The following is a 23,079-nucleotide window of genomic DNA, read 5'->3' as shown; positions in this document are numbered from 1 at the left end:
GGACAGCCGATGATGAGAGCGATCCCGTCGGCCACCTCGACCCAACCTGGCCGGGTTGAGGTCGTAGATCAAATTCTATAAGTAGCCGATGTGCGCGCACCCGAACGCGCTTGATATAGGTGATCTCATTACGGGGTGATGCTGATAAGAACCGGTTGCGAGGAGGGCATGTGGAGCGCGGCGAACTTTGGTGGGCTCAGATCGACGAAAAGCGGCCCGTCGTGCTGCTCTCGGGGGGCACGGGGCCGGAATTCCTGGCCATGCAGATCGTCGAACCCGCCACTCCGTCGCAGAAGCTCGGTTTCGTCTTGATGTCTGGCGAGCAGGCGGTCGATGTCGACGAGCGACGCCGGATCGTAGAGGAGGCCGGGCCGGACGCACGCGCCATCGGCATCGAGGTCTTTTTCGGAGCCGAGGAGGGCCTGGGGGAGAGCGGCGTGGTTCGCGTGGCGCTGCCCAAGGACGGCAAAATTTTCTGCACCTGGGAGATGACTGTCAGCGTGGAGTTCCTGATCGAGAAGATTGGCGTCCTATCCCCGGCCAAGCAGCACGAGCTGGACATCGCCCTATCGCTCACAGGCGCCGACCGATGACATGATCCTTGGGACATCGAGCCACGTCCCATCTTGGTGACGCGACGACCCGAGCCGGGACCGCCTTGTTCGTCTCCATCTACTTGTCGCGGGCCAGCTCACCGCATCGTCATCCGACATGATTTCTGAGACCGGACAGATCCTCCAGGAACGCCCGGTCGCCGCCCGATACTGCGCCGAACGTATCCATGGCGCGATCGAACAGCCGAACGTCGCACGCTGCCACTCGACGAATCACGCGTCATTTTGACCCGCCAAATGCCAAGATCGCGGGCTGTGAGCGTGCACGGGCCTGCGCCGTGCCAGCTTCGATCTCGGAACCATAACGGATGACCTCGATCGATTGGTCTCGGGTCTGGCCGCCGAGCTGTCTGCGACATAATCCGGCCCATGCGGGGGAGAGCGAAGTGGACCGGGCTCGGCGCGGTAGTGGTAGTGCTAGGCCTCGCGGCGGCGGGCGCGTGGCGGTACGAGGAGCACGTCCACCGTCAGCCGGACTGGCAGATCCACCATACGGCGGTGCCCGACGCGGCAAAGAAGGTCGACGATGTGCTCGCCCAGTTCGAACGCGACCACCTCTACAAGGCCGACGACTACCTGCACTCGGCCGGCCAGCACCCCGACGTCCAGGTCCTCTCGGTTACCGGGCAGACCCACTGGCAGACCGGCGTGACCCTGATACTGAAGGTGACGGGTCACGGTATGGCGCGCGGCTTCGATCACGTGGTGCTCCAGCAGGGCGACGTGCCGATCTGCTTCCGCCTGCAGATGGGCCCGAAGAAGGACAGCCGCGACGACGACGTCGACTGCCCGGCGGGAGCGCCGCTGTCGGTTCCCAAAGACCCGTCCCTGCAGGGCGTCGACGAGCGCCTCCGGAGCGCGCTGAACCCCGTCGGCCCGAACGAGGCCGCCGTCCGCTCCGCGGTGGCCGGACTGAAACTCGACCCGGCCATCCATCAGGATTTCGCCGTTCAGGACGGCGTTGTGGGGGTGGCGCTGCGCGCCAGTCAGTACGATTGCGTCGTCGCTCGCGTCGCTGCCCCGGGGGACGTGACACTCTGGCGGCCGTCGCACACCCAGCTGGCCCCGGGCGAGTTGGACTGCTCCGCCGGGCTGGCATTGAGCAGCGAGTTCAACACCTCCCCGCACTGAGAACTCAGCCGGCGCACTTGATCGGCGCGTAGGTCACCTGGCGAGGCTCTGGAACGCGCTGCAGACCTCGTCGAGTGGGCGCCGGCGCGGTCAGGGTCATGCCCGCACTGTACCGATAAAGCCGCCCCGGACCATCTCGTGGCCGGGCCGGGGCGTCGGTCAGGAGTTCGGACGGTGCGGTGGGTCAGGCCGGGCAGGGGCGCGCCCGATCCCCGCGGGAGTCATGCGTGATCCGTCCATCGAGGACCGTGAGCACCACCCGGTGTTGAAACTCGCGACCCGCGAAGGGCGTGTTCGCCGAACGACTGACCCGGTCGGCCGGATCTACCCGCCACGGGCTTCGCCGTACGACGCAGAATGTGGCCGGCCCGCCGGCCTCCACCGGGCGCCCGGCCTGCCCGCCGATCTGGCCGATCTCGGCCGGACGGGTCGACAGCACGCGTGCCACCGCCGCCCAGTCGACGCTCGTCCCATCCGTGCAGACCTCGGCCGTGACGGCCAGCGCGGTCTCCAGGGAGGTGAGACCGAACGCGGCCTCCTGCCAGGAACCCGCCTTGGTGCGGGCGGGGTGGGGCGCGTGGTCGGTGGCAACGATGTCGATGGTCCCGTCGAGCAGCGCGGCGCGTACGGCGCGCACATCGTGGTCGGTGCGCAGCGGCGGGTTCACCTTCAACGCCGGACCCTGCCGCACCGCATCCGTGTCGGTCAGGACGAGGTGGTGCGGGGTGACCTCCGCGGTCACCGGCAGCCCGGCGCGCCGGGCCGCCCGAACGAGTTCCACAGCACCGGCGGTGGAGACGTGGCACACGTGCAAGCGTCCGCCGGTCGCCGCGGCCAGGGCCAGATCGCGGCCGATCACGGCCTGCTCGCCCTCGCCCGGCCAACCCGGCACGCCGAGGTCGCCGGCCACTCTGGCGTTCACCACGCCGTCGCGGACGATTGAGTGGCTCTGCGCGTGCTGGGCGAACACGCCGCCGCGGCGCGCCATCGCCCGCAGCAACGAAAGGACGAGGGCCGCATCGTCGACGCATCGCCCGTCGTCGGAGAACACGGTGACGCCGGCGTCGGCCAACCTGTCCACGTCCACGAGGTCGCGGCCGGCGAGCCCGATGGTCGCCGCGGCCACGGGATGCACCCGTGCCGCGGCCGTTCGAGCCCATGCACGCACCCGCTCGACGCGGTCGACCGAGTCGGTCACCGGCGAGGTGTTGGCCATCGCGAAGAGGTCGGTGAAGCCGCCGGCCGCCGCCGCCCGTGTGCCCGAGTCGATGGTCTCGGCCTCCTCGCCGCCCGGCTGTCGCAGGTGGGTGTGCAGGTCGACCAGGCCAGGTAGTACCACGTCCGCTTGCGGGCCGGACGATCCGGCTACCGTCGCCGGCACGGGTGTGATCGCCGCGATCCGCGCGCCACGGACGAGGATGTCGACGAGGCCCGGGCGGCCCGCGATGGCGACGCCGGTCAGATGCAGTTCCGGCACCGTGCTCATCCCTCGGCGTCCAGGCGGATCATGGTCTCCAGCACGACTCGGGAGCCGCCCGCGATGTGTGCCGCCGAGGTGAACTCCTGCGGCGCGTGGCTCAGGCCGTTGCGGCTGGGCACGAAGACGAGCGCCGCCGGAGCGATGCGGTTGATCTGCTGGGCGTCGTGGCTGGCGCCACTGGGCAGCACCCGGTAGGACAGCCCGAGCGCGGCACACGAGTCGCGCACCTGTCCGGCGATCGCGGCGGACAACAGCACCGGGGACGTGTCGGCCAGAACGTCGATCTGGGCGCTCGTCCCGTGCGCCCGCGCGATCCGGTCGAACTCGGCGGCCAGCCGCCGGGCGACATCCCGCTGACGCACGGTGTCCACGTCACGGATGTCGACCGAGAAGTCGACCGCTCCGGGGATCGTGGTGATCGAGCCCGGTTCGACCTCGAGCCGCCCGACGGTGACCCTGGTGCCGTGATGTTTCTCGTCGCGAGCCAGCCGGTCGCCGAGCGTGACGCACTGCGCGGCGACCACGAGTGCGTCGTGGCGCAGGTGCATCGGCGTGCCGCCGGAGTGGGTGGCGCGGCCGTGCACCGCGACCCGCAGCCGGGTGCTGCCGGAGATCAGGTCGACCACGCCGATGTCGGCGCCGCGGGACTGCAGCACCTCGCCCTGCTCGATGTGCAGTTCCACGAACGCGTGCCAGTCTTCGGGCCGCCAGCGCGCGTCGTCGATGCGGTCCGGATGCAGCCCGACCGCGCTCATCGCCTCGGCCATGCTCCGACCGTCGCGGTCGACGAGCCGGTCCAGGTCGGCCCGGCCGGTCAGACCGGCGACCATCCGGCTGCCGTTGCACGCCTGGCCGAACCGGGCCCCCTCTTCGGCGGCGAACGCGATGAAACGCCACTTCCTCCGGTGTGTCACGCCCCGGCGGGCCACCACCTCCGCGATCTCCATCGCGGCGGCCACGCCGGCGATCCCGTCGAAGCCGCCCCCGTGCGGGACGGTGTCCAGATGGGAGCCGGTTCCGATCGCGCCGAGGGTGTCGTCGTCGCCGGGCAGCTCGGCGATCGTGTTGCCGGCCGGGTCGGTGTGCACGAGCAGGCCGAGGCCGGTCATGTGCCGGGTGAAGACGGCGTGCGCCTCCCGCTCCAGCGGGGTGTAGGCGAGCCGGGTGCAACCCTCGCCGGCCTCGGTCAGCTGCGCGAAACGGGCCAGGTGCGCCGCGATCCGGCCACTGTCCACAGTGTCCGGTGCCGCCGCGCTGTGGACGGTCGGCGGTGTCATGGCGTGTGGTCCAGACTGGCCATCGCGACGCCGTCCAGGGCCGGGTGGGCCGACGTCACCGGCCTTACCGAGCAGACCGCGACGACCCGGCCGCCGCCGCGCATCATCGCGGCTACGAGCGGTCCGACCGGCTGGTCGGCGGTGACGTCGTTGGCGATGAGGACGGTCCGTTCGGAGGCGATCCACTCGGACGGCTCGTTTCCGTCCAGCAACAACCGACCCAGGTCGATGTCCGCCTCGACGCGGCGGATCCCCAGCTGCCGGGCCACCACGTGGGCGAGCAGCACGTCGAGCGTGGCCGACCAGCTCACCAGCAAGGTCGGACGGTACGCCGCGGCGAGCTGCGCCAGCGCCGCACCGGCACGTTCCACACTGGACGGGTCGGCCCGATTCGTCATGGACATGAAGCTTCTCCTGTCAGGCTGGGAAATATCCGTGCGGCTTGCGGCGCACAAGCGCGATGGTGCGCGGCTCGCCGGCACGGTCGCATCGGCCCGGTCCGCCCGGCTGGTCCAGATGGTCGTCGTCGGCGACTACGACGGCCACCGCGGCGATCACGGCTTCGTGCGCGCGCAGCCGCGGCACGAGCTCTTGCGCCGTCGCCACGCTCACTGCGACGGCCACGACCTGATCCCCCCGGTCGAGCTCGCCGAGTGTCGGCTCGTCGCGCCCGGCGGGGAACGAGACGAAGGGCAGCCCGGTCCACAGTGACACCGCGGCACCGAGCGCCGCGGCGCCCGGCCCACCGGCCGCGATCCGGTCGGCGGTCGCGGGGATGTGCCGGGCCAGCCCCGCCGCCAGCCGGCGCAGGAGCGTCGGCCGGGACAGCCACCGAGCCGCCACGTCGTCATAGCCCGCGCCGGCGGTGCTCGCGGCCCAGAGATCGGCCGCCAGCTCGGCGTCGAGCTCGTCGGGGGACCGCTCCAGTGCGGTCAGGGTGAACGGGCTCATGACTTGGCCCTGGTGTTCGGCGCGCGCCGGGCCCAGCTGGCGTCCAGGCCGGGCAAGCCGATCACATCGGCGTCGCCGGCGAACAGGTCGGTCAGCTCGGCCTCGCTCGGGTCGGCCGTGAACGGCTTGTCGTAGCCCTGTTCCCGGGAGATCCGCTGCGCGGCGTCGAGCACCACTCGCGCCGCCGCTGCGCGTTCGGCCGCGGTGGTGACCCGCGACCAGGCGGCGCAGACGGTCACGGCGGTGCTGACCCGGCCCGCTGGCCCGCTGTAGACGGGCGCGGCCACGGCCCACACGCCCTCATCGAGCTCGTTGTCGCAGACGTCGAACCCGCGCTCGCGAATCAGCGCCAGGTGGTCGATGATCCGATTCAGCTCCCGCACCGTCCCGGCCGTGAACGACGGCCGGGGGAACGATGAGAGCAGCGCCTCGGCCAGGGCCGGGTCCTGGTAGGCGAGGATCGCGCGGGCCGACGCCGCGGCGTGCAGCGGGACTTCCTGGCCGAGGCGGACGAACAGGCGCAGCGGCCGCTTCGTGCCGGCGATGGAGACGGCCACCACCCGGCCATCGATGAGCTGGGTGAGTATGACGCTCTCGCCGCAGCGCCGTTCGGCCTCCATCAGCGCCGCCGGCGGCTGGATCAGGAAGGGCTCGTAGTCGTCGCTGTGGCCCAGCTTGAGCGCGTTGGCGCCGAGCACGTAGCGCTTCGTTGTCGGCGATCGGCTGACGAAGTCCTCGTGCTCCAGGGTGCTCATCAAACGGTGCATGCTGCCGACCGGGATCTCCAGTTGCTGATGCAGCTGCTGCAGCGTCAGGCCCTGCCGGTAGCTCGAGAGGTGATTGAGCACGGCAAGCGCGCGCACGACGACGTGCATCGGTTTCTCCTCACCAGTCTTGCCCATCAGCCTTCCCCATCCCTCGTGTCAGACATGTTTCCGCTACACGAAATAGTTGTTTCCGCACTTCCCGAAGTATCGAAGGCGCTGGACGAGGTTGTCAATGGCCTGCTTACAGCATATTTGCATCGCCTCTTGACAGCCGCTGAACACCTTCCAATACTTGCCCGATCAACGGTGGAAAACTGATTTCCGCCACACGGAAACATGCTTGAGGAGGCCCGGCTTGGTTGACGCAGTCCTAGCCGAACCCACCACCGCCACCCGCCCCGGTGGCTGGCGGCTCGGGCCGATCGCGCTGCTCGCCGGCAAGAAGATCGGCGGTGCGCTGCTCGTGATCTGGGGCGTGGTCACCTTCACCTTCCTCGTCGTCCGGGTCGTCGCGCCCGACCCGATCGGCCTGCTCGTCCCGCCGGGCGCCGGGCTCGAAGCGCGGGAGGCGGTGCGCAGCGAGCTCGGGCTCGACGGCTCGATCCTTCGCCAGTACGGCATCTACCTCCGCGACCTCTCCCGCGGCGACCTGGGCATCTCGTTCGGCACCAACCAGCCCGTCACCAGTGACCTGCTCAACCGGTTCCCAGCCACGCTGGAGCTTGCCGTGCCGGCCCTGATCATCGGTGTCGTGCTCGGCACCGGCCTGGGCGTCGTCGCCGCGCTGCGCCGCGGCAAGCTCGCCGATCACGCCGTGCGCGTCGTCACCGTGGCCGCCCTGGCCATGCCGCCGTTCTGGCTCGGCCTGATGCTGCTGTCGGTGTTCTTCGTCAACCTCGGGGTCCTGCCCGGGCCGATCGGGCGAATTCCCGCCGGCGTCGACCCGCCACCCACGGTGACCGGCTCGTACGTGCTCGACGCGCTGCTGGCCGCGGACACGCACACGGCCGGCCTCGCCGCAGCGCAGCTGGTGCTGCCCGTGATCGTCCTCGCCTGCGGCATCTTTGCGCCGATCACGCGGGTCGCCCGCTCCGGCATGGTGGAGGCCCTGCGCAGCGACTACGTCCGCACGGCCCACGCGTACGGATTCACTCGGCGCCGGGTGCTGAGCACCCATGCCCTGCGCAACGCGCTCCTGCCGGTCATCACCATGATCGCCAACGGGGTCGCATTCGCGTTCACCGGCGCCGTGTTGGTCGAGGGGGTCTTCGGCTGGCCGGGCATCGGGCAGTACGCCCTCACCGCCGTGCAGCAGTCCGACTTTCCGGCCCTGCAGGGATTCGTGCTCTACGCCGCGGTCGTCTACGTCGTGCTCTACGCGCTGGTCGACCTCGCATACTCGCTCGCCGACCCGAGGGTGCGGTCATGACCATTCCAGTACCCACCGCCCCGGCGGGCAGCGCATCCGCCCGGCGCAAGGCCGGCCTGCGCCGATGGTGGCGGCACGGTCCGATCTCGGCGCGGCTCGGCGCGTCGCTGATGCTGCTGCTGCTCGTCGCGGCGATCGCCGGCCAGCTCTGGACGCCGTACGACCCGCACACCCCCGGCGTCGGGGATCCGTTCCTGGCCCCTGACGCCCGCTACTGGTTCGGCACCGACCAGGCCGGCGCCGACGTGTTCTCGATGACCCTTGCCGCGACCGCGACCGACGTCTGGCTGACCGTGGTCGCGGTGGTGCTCGCGTTCGTGCTCGGCGGCCTGCTCGGTGCCGTGGCCGGATACTGGGGCGGCTGGGTCGACTGGCTCATCATGCGCACCACCGAGATACTGCAGTCGTTCCCGGCGCTCCTGCTGGCCATGCTCCTGGTCGCGGCGCTGGGCAACGGGCTGGGCAACGTCATCGTCGTGGTGGCCTTCGTGGGCCTGCCCGGCTACCTGCGGCTGATCCGGGCCGAGGTGATGGCCAGGCGCGGCTGGGAGTTCGCCGACGCCGCGATCATCGCCGGCAACAGCGGCGCCGGCGTGCTCGCCCGTCACCTCGTGCCCAACAGCCTTACCCCGCTCGTGTCCTACGCCGCCATCAACGCCGCCTGGGTCGCGATCGTCGTGTCCAGCCTCGGCTTCATCGGCGTGGGCATCGAGCCCGGCAGCCCGGAATGGGGATCGATGATCGCCAGCGGTCGTGACTTTCCCGATGAATATTGGATATCGCTCTTTCCCGGCGTCGGCATCCTGTTGCTGTCGACCGCCTTCTACCTGCTCGGTGACGGCACCGTCGATCGGGACGAGCGATGAACACTTCCGCGCTGCTCGAGGTGCGAGGACTCTCCGGGGTGTTCCACCACCCGGAGGGCGACACCCCGGTCCTGCACGACGTGTCGTTCGACCTTCCGCAAGGCGCCATCACCGCCGTCGTCGGCGAGACCGGCAGCGGGAAGTCGTTGACCTCCCTGTCGATCCTCGGCCTGCAACCGCCGGGCCTGGCCACCGAAGGCTCGATCCGCTTCGACGGCCGGGAGCTGATGGGCCTCGACGAGACCGGCTATCGCGCCCTGCGCGGGTCGCAGATCGCGATGGTCTTCCAGGATGCCCGCGCGTCGCTCAACCCGGTGCTCACCGTCGGGCGGCAACTGCGTGACGTCGCACGGCTGCACCGGGGACTCTCCCGCCGTGACGCGGACGCGCTCGTCGAGCAGAACCTGGCCCGGGTCGGCATCCCCGAGCCCCGCCGCCGGATGGCCCAGTACCCGCATCAGTTCTCCGGCGGCATGGCCCAGCGGGCGATGATCGTCATGGCCCTGCTCTGCGAGCCGCGGCTGCTGCTGCTCGACGAACCGACCACCGGGCTCGACGTCACCACCCAGGCCGACGTGATGGAGCTCATCGTGGCGCTGACCCGGGAGGCCGGCCTCACCACCTGCCTGGTCACCCACGACCTCGGCCTGGTCGGCGAGGCCTGCGACCGGGTGGTGGTGATGCGGCGCGGGCGCGTGGTCGAACAGGCCGACGCGGCCACCTTCTTCTCCGCCCCGGCCACCGAGTATGCGCGGGCCCTGCTCGCGGCCAACCGGGACATCGATCTGGAGGTGCCATCATGACGAGTCAAGCGAAGCCTCTCCTGACCGTCACCGGTCTGCGCACCGAGTTCACCGTGCGCAGCCGCGGTTCCCGGCGCACCCTGCGCGCCGTCGACGGGGTCGACCTGGTCCTGCGGCCCGGCCAGACGTCGGCCGTGGTGGGTGAGAGCGGCTCCGGCAAGTCCACCCTGGCCCGGTCCATCCTGCGGCTGGTGAAGCCGGCCGCCGGCACCGTGCTGGTCGACGGTCGCCCGTTGTCGGCGTTTCGCCGCCGCCGCGACATCTACAAGGACATCCAGATGGTGTTCCAGGATCCGCGCTCCTCGCTGGACCCGCGCCAGCGCGTGCGCTCCATCCTGGACGAGCCGATGCGGCTGCACCTTCGCCTCTCACCCGCCGACCGGGCCCGTCGCATCCGGGAACTCCTCGCGTCGGTGGAGCTGGACGAGGCGATCCTCGAACGGCGGCCGGCCGCGCTCTCCGGCGGCCAGCGCCAGCGCGTCGGCATCGCACGGGCGCTCGCGGTCGAGCCGAAGGTCGTCATCCTCGACGAGCCGACCGCGTCGCTCGACGCCTCCACCCGCGGCGTGGTGCTCGACCTGCTGGCCCGGCTGCAGCGGGAGAACGACATCGCCTACCTGCTCATCTCGCACGACCTGCACACCGTGCGCCGGATCGCACACACCGTCGCGGTGATGTACCTCGGCCGGGTGATCGAGACCGGCCCGGTCACGGAGGTGCTGCGGCATCCGGCTCATCCGTACACGCAGGCCCTCATCGACGCTGCGCCCGTTGCGGCGCACGGCGGGCACCAACGCACCATCCGCCTCACCGGCGAAATCCCGAGCCCATTCGACCTCAACCCCGGCTGCGTGCTCGCGTCACGCTGCCCGCTCGCCGAGGCGAGCTGCACCACACAGCAACCCTCCCTGGTCGAGTTCCGAACCGACCACCTCGCCGCATGTCCGGTGACCCACCGTCGACCGCGTGGCGATCTCGGTACCCCTCACTGAGAAGAGGATCGATGCCATGGCCCGTTACAGCTTACGCCGCACCTTGGCGTGCTCGATCGTGCTCGTGCCGATGCTTGCCGCGTGTGGCGGCAACGCGGCCGCGCCCAAATCCGCACCGACCAGCCTCGTCGCCGCCTGGCCGAGCGACGTGTCCACGATGGACCCGGCGGACACCCGCACCGACCAGGACAAAGAGCTGGCGATGAACGTCTACCAGAACCTGGTCGGCTACCAGCTCGATGCCTCGGGCGACCACTCGGTGTCCCACGGCCTCACCTCGACGCCCGCGGTGGCGTCGTCGTGGTCGATCGCCGCCGACACGGTGACCTTCACGCTGCGCCAAGGGCTGAAGTTCTACCCGAGCGGCAATCCGCTGACCGCGAAGGACGTGGTCTGGTCGCTGCAGCGCGCGCTGCAGCTCAACGGCGCCATCGAGCTCAACAACAGCGGGGTCTTCAAGCCGGAGCAGATCACCGCGCCCGACGACTCGCACGTCGCGATCCGCTACACCGACAGCGCGGGCGCCGCGATCAAGGCCAGCGACGTCAACCTGGCCACGCTGCGGACCTGCTGGTACGGGATCGTGGACTCGGCCGTGGCCCGCGGCCACGCCACAGCGGACGACCCGATCGCCAAGGAGTGGCTGAAGAACAACTCCGCCGGCAGCGGCCCCTACTACGTGAAGAGCCGCCAGGTCGGGCAGACCGTCAACCTGGCCGCCGTGCCCGGCAACGAGATCAACAAGGCGGCGTTCGAGAGCGTGACGCTGCGGGTCGTGAGCGACGGCAACGTGGCCACGCTGCTCAAGGGCAAGAGCGTCAACGTGGCGCTGTACGGGCTCAGCCCGCGGGACACCAACTCGCTCAAGGGTGACGCGTTCCGGGTCGCGCACGCGGAAACGTCGAGCTATGTCTACCTGCAGCTGGCCTCCGACACCGGGCCCTTCGCCGACCAGCGCGTGCGGCAGGCGGTGGCGCACGTGCTGCCGTACGACGGCATCGTCAAGAACGTCTACTTCGGACAGGCCACCCGCGCCGACTCGTACGTGGCGGCGGCGGCACCGGGCTACGAACCGGCCTGGAAGTCCTACGCGGACAAGGCGGCCGCCACCGATCTGATGGCGAAGGCGGGCAACCCGAAGATCAACACCAAGCTGCGGTACCCCAGCGAGGACCCGACCTACGCCACCGAGGCCCAGCTGATCAAGGACGCCCTCAAGCCGCTGGGCATCGAGGTGACGCTGGAGCCGCAGACGTCGGCGGCCATGTTCAAGCTCATCGTCGGGCGCGCCACCAGCAAGTCGCCCGGAGCGCCCGACGACGGCATGGTGCTGTTCGGCCTGTCGACGTACGTCGAGGACGCCAAGACTCCGGTCAAGCTGTGGAGCGTCACCGGCGGCGTGGTGAACTTCGCCCGCACCAGCATCGCCGAGGTCGACTCGCTGCAGTCGCAGTACGCCATGGCGGCGCCGAGCGACGAACGGACCGCGGCGTACCGGAAGATCCAGCAGCTCGTCGCGCAGGACGCTGGCTTCCTGCCGCTGGTGCTCACCGGCCGGACCATGGTCAGCGCCACCGCGGTGACCAACCTGACCTTCACCCCGGAGCCGGTGATCCTCTACTGGGCGCTGAGGCCCACCACGTGACCTCCGCCGACGGGTGGCGTAGGTCGTCGCGAGAGCTCGCGGCGGCCTACGCCGAGGGCTCGTCCACCCCCACCGAGGTGGTCGAGTCCGTCATCGAACACGCGGCCCGCGTCGACGGGCGCCTCAACATCTTCGCCCACCGGGCGTTCGACGCCGCCCGCGCGCAGGCCGAGCAGAGCACGCGGCGGTGGCGTCGCGGCGAGCCGCTCGGCCCGTACGACGGGGTGCCGATCACGGTGAAGGACAACATCCCGGTCGCCGGCATGCCGTGCGAGTGGGGCAGCCGGGTCTTTGAGGGCAGGCTTGCGCAGCGCGACGAGCTGTGCGTGGCCCGGCTGCGCGAACGCGGATGGGTCATCCTCGGCAAGACCAACGTCTCGGAGTTCACCCTCGGCCGGGGCAACGTCAGCACGCCACTGCACGGCACGACCCGCAACCCGTGGGCCCCGGCCCTGACCACCGGCGCGTCCACCGGCGGCAGCGCGGCCGCGGTCGCCTCCGGCGTGGGCCCGGCCGCGCTCGGCACCGACGGTGGCGGATCGATCCGCTGGCCCGCTGGCTACTGCGGACTGGTCGGCCTCAAGCCTTCGCTCGGCCGGGTGCCGCGGGTGGACGGGCTGCCCGTGGTGCTCCACGACCTCGAGGTGGCGGCGCCCCTGGCGCGCAGCGTGGCCGACGTCGAGGCGCTGCTGCAGGCGATGGCCGGGCCGGACCCGCGGGACCGCGCCTCGCACCTGCTCGCCGCGCCCGCGGAGGCGGATCGCGCGCTGCGGATCCGCTACGTGCCGCAGTTCGGCGAGCACCCGGTGGACCCGGAGATCACCGCTTCGGTCAACACCGTGGCCGAGCGCCTCCGCGCCCTCGGCCACGAGGTCGACACCGGCCCGGCACCCCACGACGTCGCCCGCTTCGACGCCCACTGGCCGACCATCGGCACCGCCGGGCTGGCCTGGCTGCTGCGCGACCACGACGGCTGGCGCGACGTCGTCGCGGACATCTACCCGCCGATGGTGGCGCAGGGTAGCTCGGCGAGCGCGATCGACTACGTGGCGGCGCTGAACGCCTTTCGTGAGCTCTACCTCGAGCTGGCCGAGTTCTTCCGCACCGCCGACCTGTTGCTGACCCCGGTCGCCGGTGCCATGCCCTGGCCGGCCGAGCAGCTCGCGCCACCGCACCAACGAGTGTTCACCGGCATCGCCAACGCGACCGGTGTGCCGGCCATCAGCCTTCCCGGCCCGGCGTCGCCGCAGGGCCTGCCGATCGGGTTCCAGCTCATCGCCGCGTTCGGCGCCGACCAGCTGCTGCTGCGCCTTGCCGCGCAGTACGAGCTGGCCTACCCGTGGGCCGACCGCTGGCCTTCCCCGACACCGCCGACAGCAGAGGATTGAGCACGATGACCGTAGTAATCGACACGTTCGACACCGCCGGACCGGGCGACGTCGACGGCCTCGCCGCGGCGCTGCGGGTCCATGAGGCGGCCTCGATCCGCCGGCTGGCCCTGGTGGTCAAGACCGAGGGCAGCGCACAGATCGACGACTTCTCCCGCGAGTACGCCTCGTACCGGGCCCGCGAGGTGGTGGCGAGCCACGGCGGGGCCGCGCTGCTCGACCGGTCCGTCTTCCTGCACTCGACCGGTAGTTAGGGGGCGATGACGCCGTTCGGCTACCTCATGGTGGACGTCGAGCCGGCCTCCGGCGCCGCCGCGGCCCCGCCCGCGGGCACCGCCCTGGCCCTCGGCATCGGCCGCAGCCGGCCGATCCGTGGTCCGGAGATCGGCACCGTGTCGCACGCCGGGCTGGTCGAACAGGCGGTCCGCGACGCGATGGCCGACGCCGGACTCACTCCGGACGCGGTGGAGCTGGCCGTGGTGAAGACGCCGCTGGTGAGCCACGACCCGCCGGCGGCCGACGCGCCGCCGGCCAGGGTCACGTCCGCGTACGCGAAGGCCGTCGGCGCGCTGGGGTCGGCCGTCGCGCTCGGGGAGGTGAGCCGCGAGCGGGTCGTGCCCGCGGCGTTCGGCACCGACCTCGAGCTGTACTCCCGGCGCACCATGGTGTTCTCCAGCTCCGAGGCCGCCTACGTGGAGGTCCTGGTGCTCGGCAACCGGGCCGGCGCCACGGGATCGCTGCGCATCGCCTCCGGCCTGCTCGCCGACGTCCTCGACGCCGACGGCGTCCGTGCGGTGCTGGCCGCCGCCGGCGCCGAACTCGTCGACGGCGTGGTCGCCGACCCCGGCCGGGTGGCGGCACTGCTGGTCAAGGCCGGATACCGCCATGACGGGACCCTTCGCGGCGCCCGCACCACCGTGCACACGAGCCGCATCGACGCCGACACGCACACCCGGGCGACGATGAGCGGCGTCGCGGGATCGGTGCTGGGCACCGGCCGCATGTTCATCTCGGCCAACTCGGTCCACCAGGCGCCCGACGGGGGCGGCCTGTGCGTCGCGATCGTAGAACCCGCAGCATCACAACCCGCAGCATCCGAAGGAGCCTGAACGTTTCATGCTGCCCCTCGTCACCGACGCACAGGCCCGAGATGCCGTCTCCGCCCAGGACGCCATCCGCATCGTCGAGCAGACCTACGGCGACCTCGGGTCGTCGCGGGCGTCGCTCAGCGATCCCGAGCTGATGCGCCTGGACCACGACGCGCGCGGCTTCGCGCTGAAGGGCGCCGTACTGGACCGGTACGGTGCCGCAGGGCTCCGGGTGATCCCGTCACACCTGGGCGGCGGCAACGGCTGGTGCCTGCTGCTGGAGACCGCGTCCGGCCGGCCGCTGGCCAGGGTCGAGGAGACCTGGCTGCACCGGCTGCGCACCGCGGCCTCGGCCGTGGTCGCCGCGCGGCTGCTCGCCCGCGCGGACAGCCGGGTGCTCACGCTCGTGGGCACCGGCCGGATCGCCGACCTGGTGCCCGCCGCGTGCGCGGCCGGCTTCGCGGTCGAGGAGATCCGGGTGGTCGGCCGGCGGGCCGGTGTGGCGACCGACTTCGCCGCCCGGCACAGCGCCGGCGGCGTCAAGATGGCCGCGTACGACAGCCTCGACGAGGCGGCCGCCGGCGCCGATGTGATCGTCGCGGTGACCTCCGCGACGCAACCCGTGATCCACGCCAGGCACCTCGAACCGGGCTGCGCCGTCATCGGCCTCGGCGGCGGCGCCGAGATCGCCGGTGGGGTGTTGCTGCGCTCCGACCGGTTCTACGTCGACGAGCTCGGTTTCGCCCGTACCGTAGGGTCGGTGGCCGGCTGGCTCGAGGACGGCCTTGCGCTGGGCGAGTTGCGCGCCCGGCTCACCGGCAGCCTCTCGGCCGTCGTCAACGGCGAAGTCCCGGGCCGCACGAGCCCGGACGAGCGAATCCTCGCCGTGGTTCAGGGCGTGGCCGCCTGCGACGTGGCGCTCGCCTGCCTCGTCATACAGCGTCTCGGCCTCGGCTGAAGGGCCCGTGCGGGATTCGGCACCCGTCACCGATCCTGCACGGTGCAAGCGACGCGGGCCGCTCGGCGTCTCCGATCGGCCCGCGTCGGCACCACTCACCCGGCTCGGCCGAGCATCAGGCCGGCTGCCCAGCGACCAGGCCGGCTCCAGCGCACCCTCGGGCTCGGGATCGGGCTTGCGCAGGCGGCGCGGCGTCCAGTCCTTGGTCGTGCGGGCCGCGGCCTCGTTGATCTGCGCCGGGCGGGTGTCCGGTACCGCCCGCCGCGTCGTTGGCATTCGCCGCGGCTTGCTCACCTTCAACGCCGGGTTCTCGCCCTCCGACAACAGCCCATCGGCGACGGCCCGCCGGTACAGGCACCGCAACGCGGAGATCAGATTCTCCGCCGAGCCATGCCCACCGCGAGCGTTACGCCGCTGCACCCGGTTGGCCTTCACGTGCTCGGCCAGCCGTTCGATGTCCGACGGCCGGACCTCATCGATCCGCCGCTGCGACCAGTGCTCGAGAACACGGTTCCAGTACGTGCTGTAGGCCTGGCGACTGCCCTTGCTGACGGCTTCCCGCACGATCGGGATGTACTCGGCGAACGTCGGCGCCGCGGGCCGCCCGGCATCGACGAGATCGGCGGGGGCGGTGCCCATCCGTGCCAGCAGTAGCCGGGCGGCTTTCAGCTCCGCCGGGCCGACCGCGGCGGTCATGACGCGTCTCCGAGACGAATCGCGTGCAGCTGCTCGACCATCGCATCGACGGCCTCCGGTGGATGCACGACGATCATGTCCCGATCCGGGTCACCGGCGAGCAGAACCCGGTCACCAGGCCGCAGACCGCACCGCCGCCGTACCGCGATCGGAATCAGCAGGTGGCCCGGTCCGGCTGATCTGGAACACGCCCTGCTGGCCACGACCAGGCGACCCTGCTCGCGGACGTTCAACCGGGTCCCTGGCACCCAGCCGAGCCCCGCACGACTGACGCGTCGGCGATCCGCCCGCGGTTGTCGAGCGTGGAGACGGTGTACTGCCACAAGCGCCGCCGGCCCTCCGGCAGCGCCGCAACGGGCAGTGGTGGCCGGGCGAGCGGACGCTGCGGCTCACCGCCAGGAGATGACAGGATGAGGGGAGCGACCGGACGCGTCATGACGCACACCATCAGGTGTGCAGATATGCGTATGGCGAGTGTCCAGACCACTTGAACACTCGCCACCAAAGTAGGGCAGGTATGCCACAAAAGTGTGTCGAAGGGGGGACTTGAACCCCCACCCATAGCATCCCTGCATGAAACAGGGATGCATGCGTTTGATGCTATCGACGCAGAGCCATTTCGCCAAGCGGAAAGACGGCTGGTCATCCTTGCGTTGCTGTGACCTGGCCAAGGGCAGGTCGGTCGTTCGAGTGTCTCGCATGCGACGCTCGGGGCGAGGCACACGCACGGCTAATCAAGCTCGTCCGGTCGCACCTTCGCTCAACTAACATCTGTCGCGTGAGCGCCCTCGGTTCCATCGGCTCGGCCGGGGACGGCAGCCCCGAAGATGCCGCTCGACTGCTCTTCGCCGACCCGCGGGCGACGGTCGCATTCAGTCCTAGTGTCCCGCGTCTGAAATCCGTTGAGTAAGTCTATGCTTGGTGTATGCCACGAACGGGACGGCCCAAAGCTGAACTGACGTTGACCGATGCTGACCGGGCCCAGTTGCTGCGTTGGGCGCGACGGGCGAAGTCGTCGCAGGCCCTCGCCTTGCGGGCGCGGATCGTCCTGGCGTGCGCTGAGCCGGGTTCCAGTAACAAGCAGGTGGCCGTCGAGTTGGGGTGTTCAGCGCCGACGGTCGGTAAGTGGCGGGCCCGATTCGTGCGTGACGGCCTGGACGGGCTGGTCGATGAGGACCGTCCAGGCCGGCCCTCATCGGTGGCCCTGGACCAGGTCGAGGAAGTGATCGTGGCGACGCTGGAGTCCAAGCCACGCAACGCCACGCACTGGTCGCGGACGTCGATGGCGGCCCGGTCCGGGCTGTCGCCCTCGACGATCGGCAGGATCTGGAAGGACTTCGGCCTCAAACCCCACCGTGCGGATACGTTCAAACTGTCCACCGATCCGCTGTTCGTGGAGAAGGTCATCGACGTGGTCGGGCTCTACCACAACCCGCCCGAACGGGCAGTGGTCCTCTGCGCCGACGAAAAATCCCAGATCCAGGCCCTGGACCGGTCCCAGCCGGTGCTGCCGATGATGCCGGGCATGCCCGAACGGCGCAGCCACGACTACGTCCGCAACGGCATCACCACCCTGTTCGCGGCGTTCAACATCGCCGACGGCACCGTGATCAGCGAACTGCACCGCAGCCACCGGGCGGTCGAGTTCAAGAAGTTCCTGACCACCATCGACAAGACCGTGCCCGAAGGCCTGGACATCCACGTCGTCTGCGACAACTACGGCACCCACAAGACCCCGGCGATCAAAGCCTGGCTGGCCAGACACCCCCGCATCCACCTGCACTTCACCCCGACCGGCTCATCGTGGCTCAACCAGGTCGAACGATGGTTCGGGTTCCTCACCGACCAGCTGATCCGCCGCGGCGTCCACCAGAGCGTCCAAGCCCTGGAACACGACATCCGCGAATGGATCGCAACGTGGAACGAAGACCCGAAACCGTTCGTATGGAAGAAGACCGCTGAGGAGATCCTGGACTCCCTGGCCCGCTACCTCCAACGCGTCATTGGCGCGACAGCCCAACCTCAACTTATTCAACGAACTTCAGACGCGGGACAATAGACGAGTAAGTCCTAAGTCTGGGTCAGTGGTCGTAGGCGATCAGTGATCTGGTCACGGGTTGGCCGGTGGCGCGGTTGTGCCAGATTGCGGCGGTCATGGCCAGGAGCCGTTGGGCGACGCGGGCGGCGACGCCTTCGATGCTGCGCCCGCCGTGCAGTTCCAGGTCGAGTTGGCCTTTCAACGTGTCGTTGACGGACTCGATGAGTTGCCGGATCGGTTTGAGCAGGTGTTCGCCTGGTCGTGGGGTGCGGTTGCGGTGCGATGGTCGCAGCAGCCGCACTCCACGCTCGGCCAGCCACCGGTCCAGTTCCGCGGAGACGTAGCCCTTCTCCGCGACGATCAGCAGCCCAGGCCGCTCGGCCATCAGCCCTGGGTCGTGCTCCAGGATCGCGGTCAGGACCTGCCGCTCATCGACCTTCGGGGTCGCGAGGGCCCACACGATCGGCAGCCCGGCCGGCGTGCACACCAGGTGCAGACGCAGTCCCCAGAAGAACCGGGAATGCGACGCGCAGTAGCCGTAGCCGGCCCACCCCGCCAGGTCCGAGCGTTGCACCGTCGGCCGGGACCGGCCGCACTCCACCGGCGTGGAGTCCACCACCCAGGTGGTGTCGTCCCAGAGGTCGGTGTCTGCCGCGACGACCCGGATCGCCCGTTTCAGCAGAGGCAACGCCGCCCGCAGCCGCTTGTTGTACCCGGACTGCCCCGGCAGATACGGAAACGCACCGGGCAGATGCCCCGGCACAAACCGCAGCCAGCGGGCCTCGGACCGGACCCCGAGCAGTGCTTGCGCCACGGCTAGGGTCAGGAGTTCCGCGTCGGACAACCGCGGTGGCCGCCCACCTCTGCGTGGCCGTCCGAGCCAGTCGTTGATCTTCACGTACAGTGCGGTCAGAAGGGTGTTGAGGTCTGTCGTCACAAACGGATCTTCAACACCCTTCACCCATGCCCACACCCCGGGGCCAGATAGGACTTACTCGTCTAGGGACGACGCGGAGGCGCGACGCGCAGTCGACGAGTTCGCGCGGCTGTTCGAGACTGCGCTGGGAGTCTTCAAACAAGCCCTCGAAGGAGCGCGCGCCGGCGCCGAGACGCTCTCGGGCGACCGCCTGCAGGGGATCTCCGAGATCATCCAGAATGCGGATGACGCGAACGCCTCATATGTCCGGTTCCGACTGATCGGCGACCGGCTCACGGCGGTGCACGACGGCGGCGAGGTCACCTTGTCAGGTGTCCTGGCGCGTGCCACGCCGTGGCTGTCCAACAAGACCGGCAACGACATTGCTACCGGCGGTTCGGCATCGGGCTGATGACGCTGCGTGCGTTGTTCGACGACCTCGACGTGCAGAGCGGCGCTCACCACATCCGCCGGGGCGAACCCACGATTTCGGCCACCGAACCGGATGGCCTGCCGAGCGACCTGACCGCGCTGTGCCTGCAACTGCGGTCCGGAAGCCTCGGTACGGCCGACCTCACCAGTTGGCTCGACCGGTGGGACGACAGCGCGCTGTTGTTCCTGCGCAGCGTCCGCGAGGTCACGGTCTTGGACCAGCACGGTCAGCCGGCCCGCACACTGCGTCTGTCGTGGCATGACGACCAACCGGCCGGCTGCCGGATCGCCGGGCGAGATGCGGTGGTGCAGCTGCTGATCATCACCCCGCTGCAGAAGATCCACGTGATCGAGCCGTTCGTGTCGTCCCGGCGCTCCTCGAAATGGAGGTACCCGTCCTAGTCGAGACGGCCGAAGTCACCAGTGCGCAGGACTCTCTCTGGACGTCGGGCTCGATCGGCTACCCCAGCCCGAGCTGGCAAAGGTAAAGTTGAAGATTATTCGCTACCGGCTCCCGTGCACCGCCGCCCGGATCACCCGCTCCGCCCGACGCATCCGGCTGCGCCTGCAGCACGGTTGGCCCTGGGCCCTCGCCCTGACCCGGGCCTTGGAGATCCTGCGCCGCATTCCCGTCCCGGCGGCCTGACCCTCGTCGAAACCGCCTCGTCCGCGTTATCGCGAACCACCAACAGCACGCCATCAACCGCACGGGAGACGCCGGCCACCACGCCGGCAGAACGGCCGTGCTCACATCCCGGCACCCTGCGCGCCTCAGGATTTTCAGCAGCCTTCATGAACGATCGGGGCCAGGGAGGTGAAGTTCGCATGGTGGACAGAGGCTCAGGCGGGCTTGACGGCGAGGATTACCTTGGTGTCGCCGGGCCAGTCCCAGAAGGTGCCCTCCGGGGATCGCGCCGTCAGCAGATCCCGCACCTCCCTGGCGAACGACTCGATGCGGTCGCCAAACAAGTGTGGCGCCGCCCAGGACATGGAGAAATAGCCAGACAACACACTTTCTGTGTCCCGTATCAGGTCCGGGATACCAGCAGCGTAGATCACGCGCGGGGTGCCGAAGCGGGTGCGGGCGAGCGCATCCTCGACACGGTGAGCCTGGGTAGGTGGGGAGCCCTGGCCCGCCCGCCTGTCCGGCCCTAGATACTTGCGCACCAACGCCTCTAGCTCATCGTGCGGTATCCGCGGCGGCCCAGGGCTCGGCGGGACAGGTCGCCCATCAGCCATGTGCAGGATCAGGGCCACGGCACCGCCCGGCTCAAGCATGTCGTAAACGGCCTCGCCCACTCGGACCCCATCGGTCCACTGGAACGACTGGCCGAAGGTGACCAGTCGGTAGGGTCCGGGCGCCGCCCCTGGCAGGTTCTCGGCCATCGCCTGGACCCAGGTGATGTTTCCGATGCCCTGCTCCTCCGCGGCCTTGCGGCCTTCGCCGATCATCCCGGCGTCGGGATCAAGGCCGACGGCTCCCTCGAACAGGTGGGCGAGCCGCACCGTCAAGATGCCGGGGCCGCACCCCACGTCCAAAAGCCTGCCGCGGCCATCCAGCCCGAGTTCCTTGGTAAGGAGCGCCTCGAGCTCCGGGGAGTACGCGGGCCTACCGTACCGATAGTGCGCGGCCGCACCGTCATAGATCGAGGGGTCATATCGCACCGTCAGAAGGTACCAGCGCGGCAGCGGCGCCGTTGAGCGTGTCAGCCAGATCTGGATGGCCTAACCTCCGTGAGGGAACCGCCCCCGGCTGTCCTACGAGAACGGCGCCTGTCCTGCGTTGAGGTTCGCTGAGCAGATCCCTGCCTCACCTGCCGGGACGCCCGCCGTCCCCGCCGCTGAACGAGGAGCTCGCCTCGATCGGCATTGGCCGGACCCGCCGAGGCCCGGTTCGCCGGCGCCTCGGGGATCTGGACATGCCGCAGCACCCTGCTGCGCCTGCTCCGCGCACTGCCGGTCCCGATCCCGCAGGCAGTGCCGTCCCGCGGACGTCCTGCCCGACCGCGAAATCCCAGCGTTCACACCGCTGCTGCAACAGGTCGCGGCCCGGCTGGGCAGCCTCAACTGTCCCGCACCGGGTTTGATGGAGACATCGAAGCCTGGAAGGAACATCAGCGATGCTCGTACCGAGGAAGTACCCGGACGATCTGCGTGAGCGTGCGACCCGGTTGGCGGTCGAGTCCCGTCGGGATCCGGCCAGCGCGGTCGGAGCGATCCGTCGGATCGCCGGTCAGCTCGGGGTCCATCCTGAGGCGCTCCGAGTCTGGGTGAAGCAGGCCGAGACCGACGCCGGCGAGCGGCCGGGCACGAGCAGCAGCGACGCCGAGGGTATCGCCGCCCTCAAACGGGAGAATCGTGAACTGCGGCGGGCGAACCAGATCCTGAAGTCCGCAGCAAGTTTCTTCGCGGCGGAGCGGGACCGTCCGTCGCGATGAGGGTCGCCTTCGTCGACTCCCAACAGGTCGAACACGGTGTCCAGCCGGTCCTGCAGGCCCTCCAAGACACGCCGGCACAGCTCAAAACGGCCGTGCACCACACCGGCAGCCACGCGAACGCCGTCGTCGGCATTCAGAACGACGGCTATTCTCTGGGGATCCGTCCGGCGGGAGCAGATTCATCTCCGCGTTTCAGCAGCTCAGACGCTGGTTCCTTGACTGCCTCAGCTTCATCATCTGGACTGGCGAACTGGCGGTGAACAGCGATCACATAGCGCGGCGCTGAGCACTGGAGAGGGCCGAAGCCGTGCAGTGACCTCACTGACCTTAAGAACACGAACATTCGGTTCGGCCGATGCTTCACCCGGCCTGCCTCACGGTGAGCCTCTGGGGACTCATGACGATACTCGTCAGCTTGAAAGTCCTGAGAAGGCCCAAGTTCGCGGAGCCGGCGAGCGGAATCGCGTGGGCTATAGAGCAGTGTGTCAAGTGAGCTGTCATACTCCGCGGGAGTGAGGTAGATGAGCTGTTTCATGAATGACGCGGGATGATCGGTGTGCGGGTTGAAGAAGGCCCCAGCAGTGGTGCAGTCGAGCCTGACCTCACGGCGGAGCGAACGCTCGAGTGCCGACGGTGGGATCCACGGCAGGAACCTGTCGATGATGGCCTGTTCGACCTCGTGATCCAGCAGAGCCTGCTCGACCGCCTGCCACAGGCCAGTATTGTCCACCTGTAGCTCGCTGAAGAGAGAAGTGCGGTGGCCCTCATACTTCGCCACGCTCGCCCAGCCCTTCTCCGCCGCGCTTGGCATCGAATCCGGCTTGGGCAGGTCGTCCACCAATGCATCGAACACCGGCACCGGCAAGATGTCATCCACGATAAGATGCGGAAATGGCACCTCCGTCACATCGGTGCCCCGGATCGACTTCACCAACTGCTCCACCATTGCGCCGTGCGCGACGCGAGCCGACTCGTCGCTGTGCAACCGGTCCTTCTGCTGCATGGTGATCTCCTCCTGCTCTCGCACGGGCGCCTGTTCGAGTCATATGACGCTGCGGTCTGTGCGTACCCGGATGGCCAACGACCATCGGGACTCAGTGGATCGGTTCGGGCCGCTGGCGTGCAGGCAGGGTGTCTCGCTGGCGCAGGGCAAGCCCCCCCGGCGCTGAG

Annotated in this window: 23 protein-coding genes and 1 pseudogene; 16 read left to right on the top strand and 8 right to left on the bottom strand. The window is 69.7% G+C overall.

The genetic code is table 11. The annotated features are described in order from the left end of the window. The first annotated feature begins 170 nt into the window (after positions 1–170). Complete coding sequence (locus AB0M46_RS38880) at positions 171–593, top strand: hypothetical protein (protein ID WP_363344678.1); 423 nt, start codon at positions 171–173, stop codon at positions 591–593. A 390-nt stretch (positions 594–983) separates the two neighbouring features. After that, on the top strand, positions 984–1,745 hold the full coding sequence (locus AB0M46_RS38875) for a hypothetical protein (RefSeq protein ID WP_363344676.1): 762 nt from the start codon (positions 984–986) through the stop codon (positions 1,743–1,745). 184 nt (positions 1,746–1,929) lie between these two features. Here AB0M46_RS38875 and AB0M46_RS38870 read toward each other — a convergent pair whose 3' ends face one another. Genes AB0M46_RS38870 through AB0M46_RS38850 form a run of 5 tightly spaced genes read right to left on the bottom strand, consistent with a single transcriptional unit; the run spans position 1,930 to position 6,328 of the window. Beyond that, entirely contained in the window at positions 1,930–3,222 is a 1,293-nt protein-coding gene (locus AB0M46_RS38870) for a dihydroorotase (RefSeq protein ID WP_363344674.1), read from the bottom strand. A 5-nt stretch (positions 3,223–3,227) separates the two neighbouring features. After that, positions 3,228–4,502, bottom strand: coding sequence for a Zn-dependent hydrolase (locus AB0M46_RS38865; RefSeq protein WP_363344672.1), 1,275 nt, complete (start codon positions 4,500–4,502; stop codon positions 3,228–3,230). Next, a complete protein-coding gene (locus tag AB0M46_RS38860) occupies positions 4,499–4,906 on the bottom strand; it encodes a hypothetical protein (protein ID WP_363344670.1) in 408 nt (135 codons plus the stop codon). Before AB0M46_RS38860 ends, AB0M46_RS38865 begins: the two co-directional genes overlap by 4 nt. Before the next feature lie 13 nt (positions 4,907–4,919). Beyond that, complete coding sequence (locus tag AB0M46_RS38855; protein WP_363344668.1) at positions 4,920–5,453, bottom strand: hypothetical protein; 534 nt, start codon at positions 5,451–5,453, stop codon at positions 4,920–4,922. Beyond that, positions 5,450–6,328: an IclR family transcriptional regulator C-terminal domain-containing protein gene (locus AB0M46_RS38850; protein WP_363344666.1), complete on the bottom strand. Its 879-nt coding sequence runs from the start codon at positions 6,326–6,328 to the stop codon at positions 5,450–5,452. The genes AB0M46_RS38855 and AB0M46_RS38850 overlap by 4 nt, the downstream gene beginning before the upstream one ends. A gap of 247 nt (positions 6,329–6,575) precedes the next feature. On the opposite strand from AB0M46_RS38850, the gene AB0M46_RS38845 reads away from it, so the two are divergent. The 10 genes and pseudogenes from AB0M46_RS38845 to AB0M46_RS38800 all read left to right on the top strand — a co-directional run bounded on the left by AB0M46_RS38845 (position 6,576) and on the right by AB0M46_RS38800 (position 18,144). Further along, positions 6,576–7,649, top strand: a complete 1,074-nt coding sequence (locus tag AB0M46_RS38845) for an ABC transporter permease (RefSeq protein ID WP_363344664.1) — start codon at positions 6,576–6,578, stop codon at positions 7,647–7,649. Continuing rightward, positions 7,646–8,515 carry an ABC transporter permease gene (locus AB0M46_RS38840; protein WP_363344662.1) on the top strand — a complete coding sequence of 290 codons (870 nt, stop codon included), beginning with the start codon at positions 7,646–7,648 and terminating at the stop codon, positions 8,513–8,515. Before AB0M46_RS38845 ends, AB0M46_RS38840 begins: the two co-directional genes overlap by 4 nt. Further along, complete coding sequence (locus AB0M46_RS38835; RefSeq protein WP_363344660.1) at positions 8,512–9,318, top strand: ABC transporter ATP-binding protein; 807 nt, start codon at positions 8,512–8,514, stop codon at positions 9,316–9,318. The genes AB0M46_RS38840 and AB0M46_RS38835 overlap by 4 nt, the downstream gene beginning before the upstream one ends. Next, complete coding sequence (locus AB0M46_RS38830) at positions 9,315–10,310, top strand: oligopeptide/dipeptide ABC transporter ATP-binding protein (protein WP_363344658.1); 996 nt, start codon at positions 9,315–9,317, stop codon at positions 10,308–10,310. The genes AB0M46_RS38835 and AB0M46_RS38830 overlap by 4 nt, the downstream gene beginning before the upstream one ends. Before the next feature lie 16 nt (positions 10,311–10,326). Next, positions 10,327–11,955 carry an ABC transporter substrate-binding protein gene (locus tag AB0M46_RS38825; RefSeq protein ID WP_363344656.1) on the top strand — a complete coding sequence of 543 codons (1,629 nt, stop codon included), beginning with the start codon at positions 10,327–10,329 and terminating at the stop codon, positions 11,953–11,955. Further along, complete coding sequence (locus tag AB0M46_RS38820; RefSeq protein ID WP_363344654.1) at positions 11,952–13,343, top strand: amidase; 1,392 nt, start codon at positions 11,952–11,954, stop codon at positions 13,341–13,343. Before AB0M46_RS38825 ends, AB0M46_RS38820 begins: the two co-directional genes overlap by 4 nt. A gap of 5 nt (positions 13,344–13,348) precedes the next feature. Next, positions 13,349–14,452: pseudogene (locus tag AB0M46_RS38815) on the top strand (ring-opening amidohydrolase). 7 nt (positions 14,453–14,459) lie between these two features. Next, positions 14,460–15,389, top strand: coding sequence for a hypothetical protein (locus tag AB0M46_RS38810; protein ID WP_363344652.1), 930 nt, complete (start codon positions 14,460–14,462; stop codon positions 15,387–15,389). A gap of 719 nt (positions 15,390–16,108) precedes the next feature. Then, positions 16,109–16,264, top strand: coding sequence for a hypothetical protein (locus AB0M46_RS38805; RefSeq protein WP_363344650.1), 156 nt, complete (start codon positions 16,109–16,111; stop codon positions 16,262–16,264). A gap of 746 nt (positions 16,265–17,010) precedes the next feature. Then, positions 17,011–18,144, top strand: coding sequence for an IS630 family transposase (locus AB0M46_RS38800; protein WP_363344648.1), 1,134 nt, complete (start codon positions 17,011–17,013; stop codon positions 18,142–18,144). A gap of 22 nt (positions 18,145–18,166) precedes the next feature. Here the strand turns inward: AB0M46_RS38800 and AB0M46_RS38795 are convergent, their stop codons facing one another. Further along, complete coding sequence (locus AB0M46_RS38795; protein WP_363344646.1) at positions 18,167–19,060, bottom strand: IS982 family transposase; 894 nt, start codon at positions 19,058–19,060, stop codon at positions 18,167–18,169. On the opposite strand from AB0M46_RS38795, the gene AB0M46_RS38790 reads away from it, so the two are divergent. The 3 genes from AB0M46_RS38790 (at position 19,011) to AB0M46_RS38780 (ending at position 20,117) form a co-directional block, all read left to right on the top strand. Then, entirely contained in the window at positions 19,011–19,451 is a 441-nt protein-coding gene (locus AB0M46_RS38790) for a hypothetical protein (RefSeq protein WP_363344682.1), read from the top strand. The genes AB0M46_RS38795 and AB0M46_RS38790 overlap by 50 nt on opposite strands. Then, positions 19,451–19,873 (top strand): hypothetical protein, encoded by a 423-nt coding sequence (locus tag AB0M46_RS38785; RefSeq protein ID WP_363344644.1) that lies wholly within the window; start codon positions 19,451–19,453, stop codon positions 19,871–19,873. Before AB0M46_RS38790 ends, AB0M46_RS38785 begins: the two co-directional genes overlap by 1 nt. Positions 19,874–19,961: 88 nt before the next feature. Then, complete coding sequence (locus AB0M46_RS38780) at positions 19,962–20,117, top strand: hypothetical protein (RefSeq protein ID WP_363344642.1); 156 nt, start codon at positions 19,962–19,964, stop codon at positions 20,115–20,117. Positions 20,118–20,311: 194 nt separating this feature from the next. Here the strand turns inward: AB0M46_RS38780 and AB0M46_RS38775 are convergent, their stop codons facing one another. Then, positions 20,312–21,142 carry a class I SAM-dependent methyltransferase gene (locus tag AB0M46_RS38775; protein WP_363344680.1) on the bottom strand — a complete coding sequence of 277 codons (831 nt, stop codon included), beginning with the start codon at positions 21,140–21,142 and terminating at the stop codon, positions 20,312–20,314. 449 nt (positions 21,143–21,591) lie between these two features. On the opposite strand from AB0M46_RS38775, the gene AB0M46_RS38770 reads away from it, so the two are divergent. Next, the gene (locus AB0M46_RS38770; RefSeq protein WP_363344640.1) at positions 21,592–21,909 is read left to right on the top strand and encodes a transposase; all 318 of its coding nucleotides are present in this window, start codon (positions 21,592–21,594) and stop codon (positions 21,907–21,909) included. A gap of 145 nt (positions 21,910–22,054) precedes the next feature. On the opposite strand, the gene AB0M46_RS38765 is transcribed toward AB0M46_RS38770, so the two are convergent. After that, a complete protein-coding gene (locus tag AB0M46_RS38765; protein WP_363344638.1) occupies positions 22,055–22,912 on the bottom strand; it encodes a hypothetical protein in 858 nt (285 codons plus the stop codon). Between the last annotated feature and the right edge of the window lie 167 nt (positions 22,913–23,079).

Source organism: Dactylosporangium sp. NPDC051485 (genome assembly GCF_040682015.1).
Taxonomy (GTDB): Bacteria; Actinomycetota; Actinomycetes; order Mycobacteriales; family Micromonosporaceae; genus Dactylosporangium.
Note: the sequence above shows the minus strand (reverse complement) of the source record. Positions and strands in the feature narration are given on the sequence as shown.

Coding starts and splice junctions, on each gene's coding strand:
- AB0M46_RS38875 (WP_363344676.1), top strand. CDS start 984: ATGCGGGGGAGAGCGAAGTGGACCGGGCTCGGCGCGGTAGTGGTAGTG.
- AB0M46_RS38865 (WP_363344672.1), bottom strand. CDS start 4,502: ATGACACCGCCGACCGTCCACAGCGCGGCGGCACCGGACACTGTGGAC.
- AB0M46_RS38860 (WP_363344670.1), bottom strand. CDS start 4,906: ATGTCCATGACGAATCGGGCCGACCCGTCCAGTGTGGAACGTGCCGGT.
- AB0M46_RS38855 (WP_363344668.1), bottom strand. CDS start 5,453: ATGAGCCCGTTCACCCTGACCGCACTGGAGCGGTCCCCCGACGAGCTC.
- AB0M46_RS38850 (WP_363344666.1), bottom strand. CDS start 6,328: ATGCACGTCGTCGTGCGCGCGCTTGCCGTGCTCAATCACCTCTCGAGC.
- AB0M46_RS38840 (WP_363344662.1), top strand. CDS start 7,646: ATGACCATTCCAGTACCCACCGCCCCGGCGGGCAGCGCATCCGCCCGG.
- AB0M46_RS38835 (WP_363344660.1), top strand. CDS start 8,512: ATGAACACTTCCGCGCTGCTCGAGGTGCGAGGACTCTCCGGGGTGTTC.
- AB0M46_RS38830 (WP_363344658.1), top strand. CDS start 9,315: ATGACGAGTCAAGCGAAGCCTCTCCTGACCGTCACCGGTCTGCGCACC.
- AB0M46_RS38825 (WP_363344656.1), top strand. CDS start 10,327: ATGGCCCGTTACAGCTTACGCCGCACCTTGGCGTGCTCGATCGTGCTC.
- AB0M46_RS38810 (WP_363344652.1), top strand. CDS start 14,460: ATGCTGCCCCTCGTCACCGACGCACAGGCCCGAGATGCCGTCTCCGCC.
- AB0M46_RS38800 (WP_363344648.1), top strand. CDS start 17,011: ATGCCACGAACGGGACGGCCCAAAGCTGAACTGACGTTGACCGATGCT.
- AB0M46_RS38785 (WP_363344644.1), top strand. CDS start 19,451: ATGACGCTGCGTGCGTTGTTCGACGACCTCGACGTGCAGAGCGGCGCT.
- AB0M46_RS38770 (WP_363344640.1), top strand. CDS start 21,592: ATGCTCGTACCGAGGAAGTACCCGGACGATCTGCGTGAGCGTGCGACC.
- AB0M46_RS38765 (WP_363344638.1), bottom strand. CDS start 22,912: ATGCAGCAGAAGGACCGGTTGCACAGCGACGAGTCGGCTCGCGTCGCG.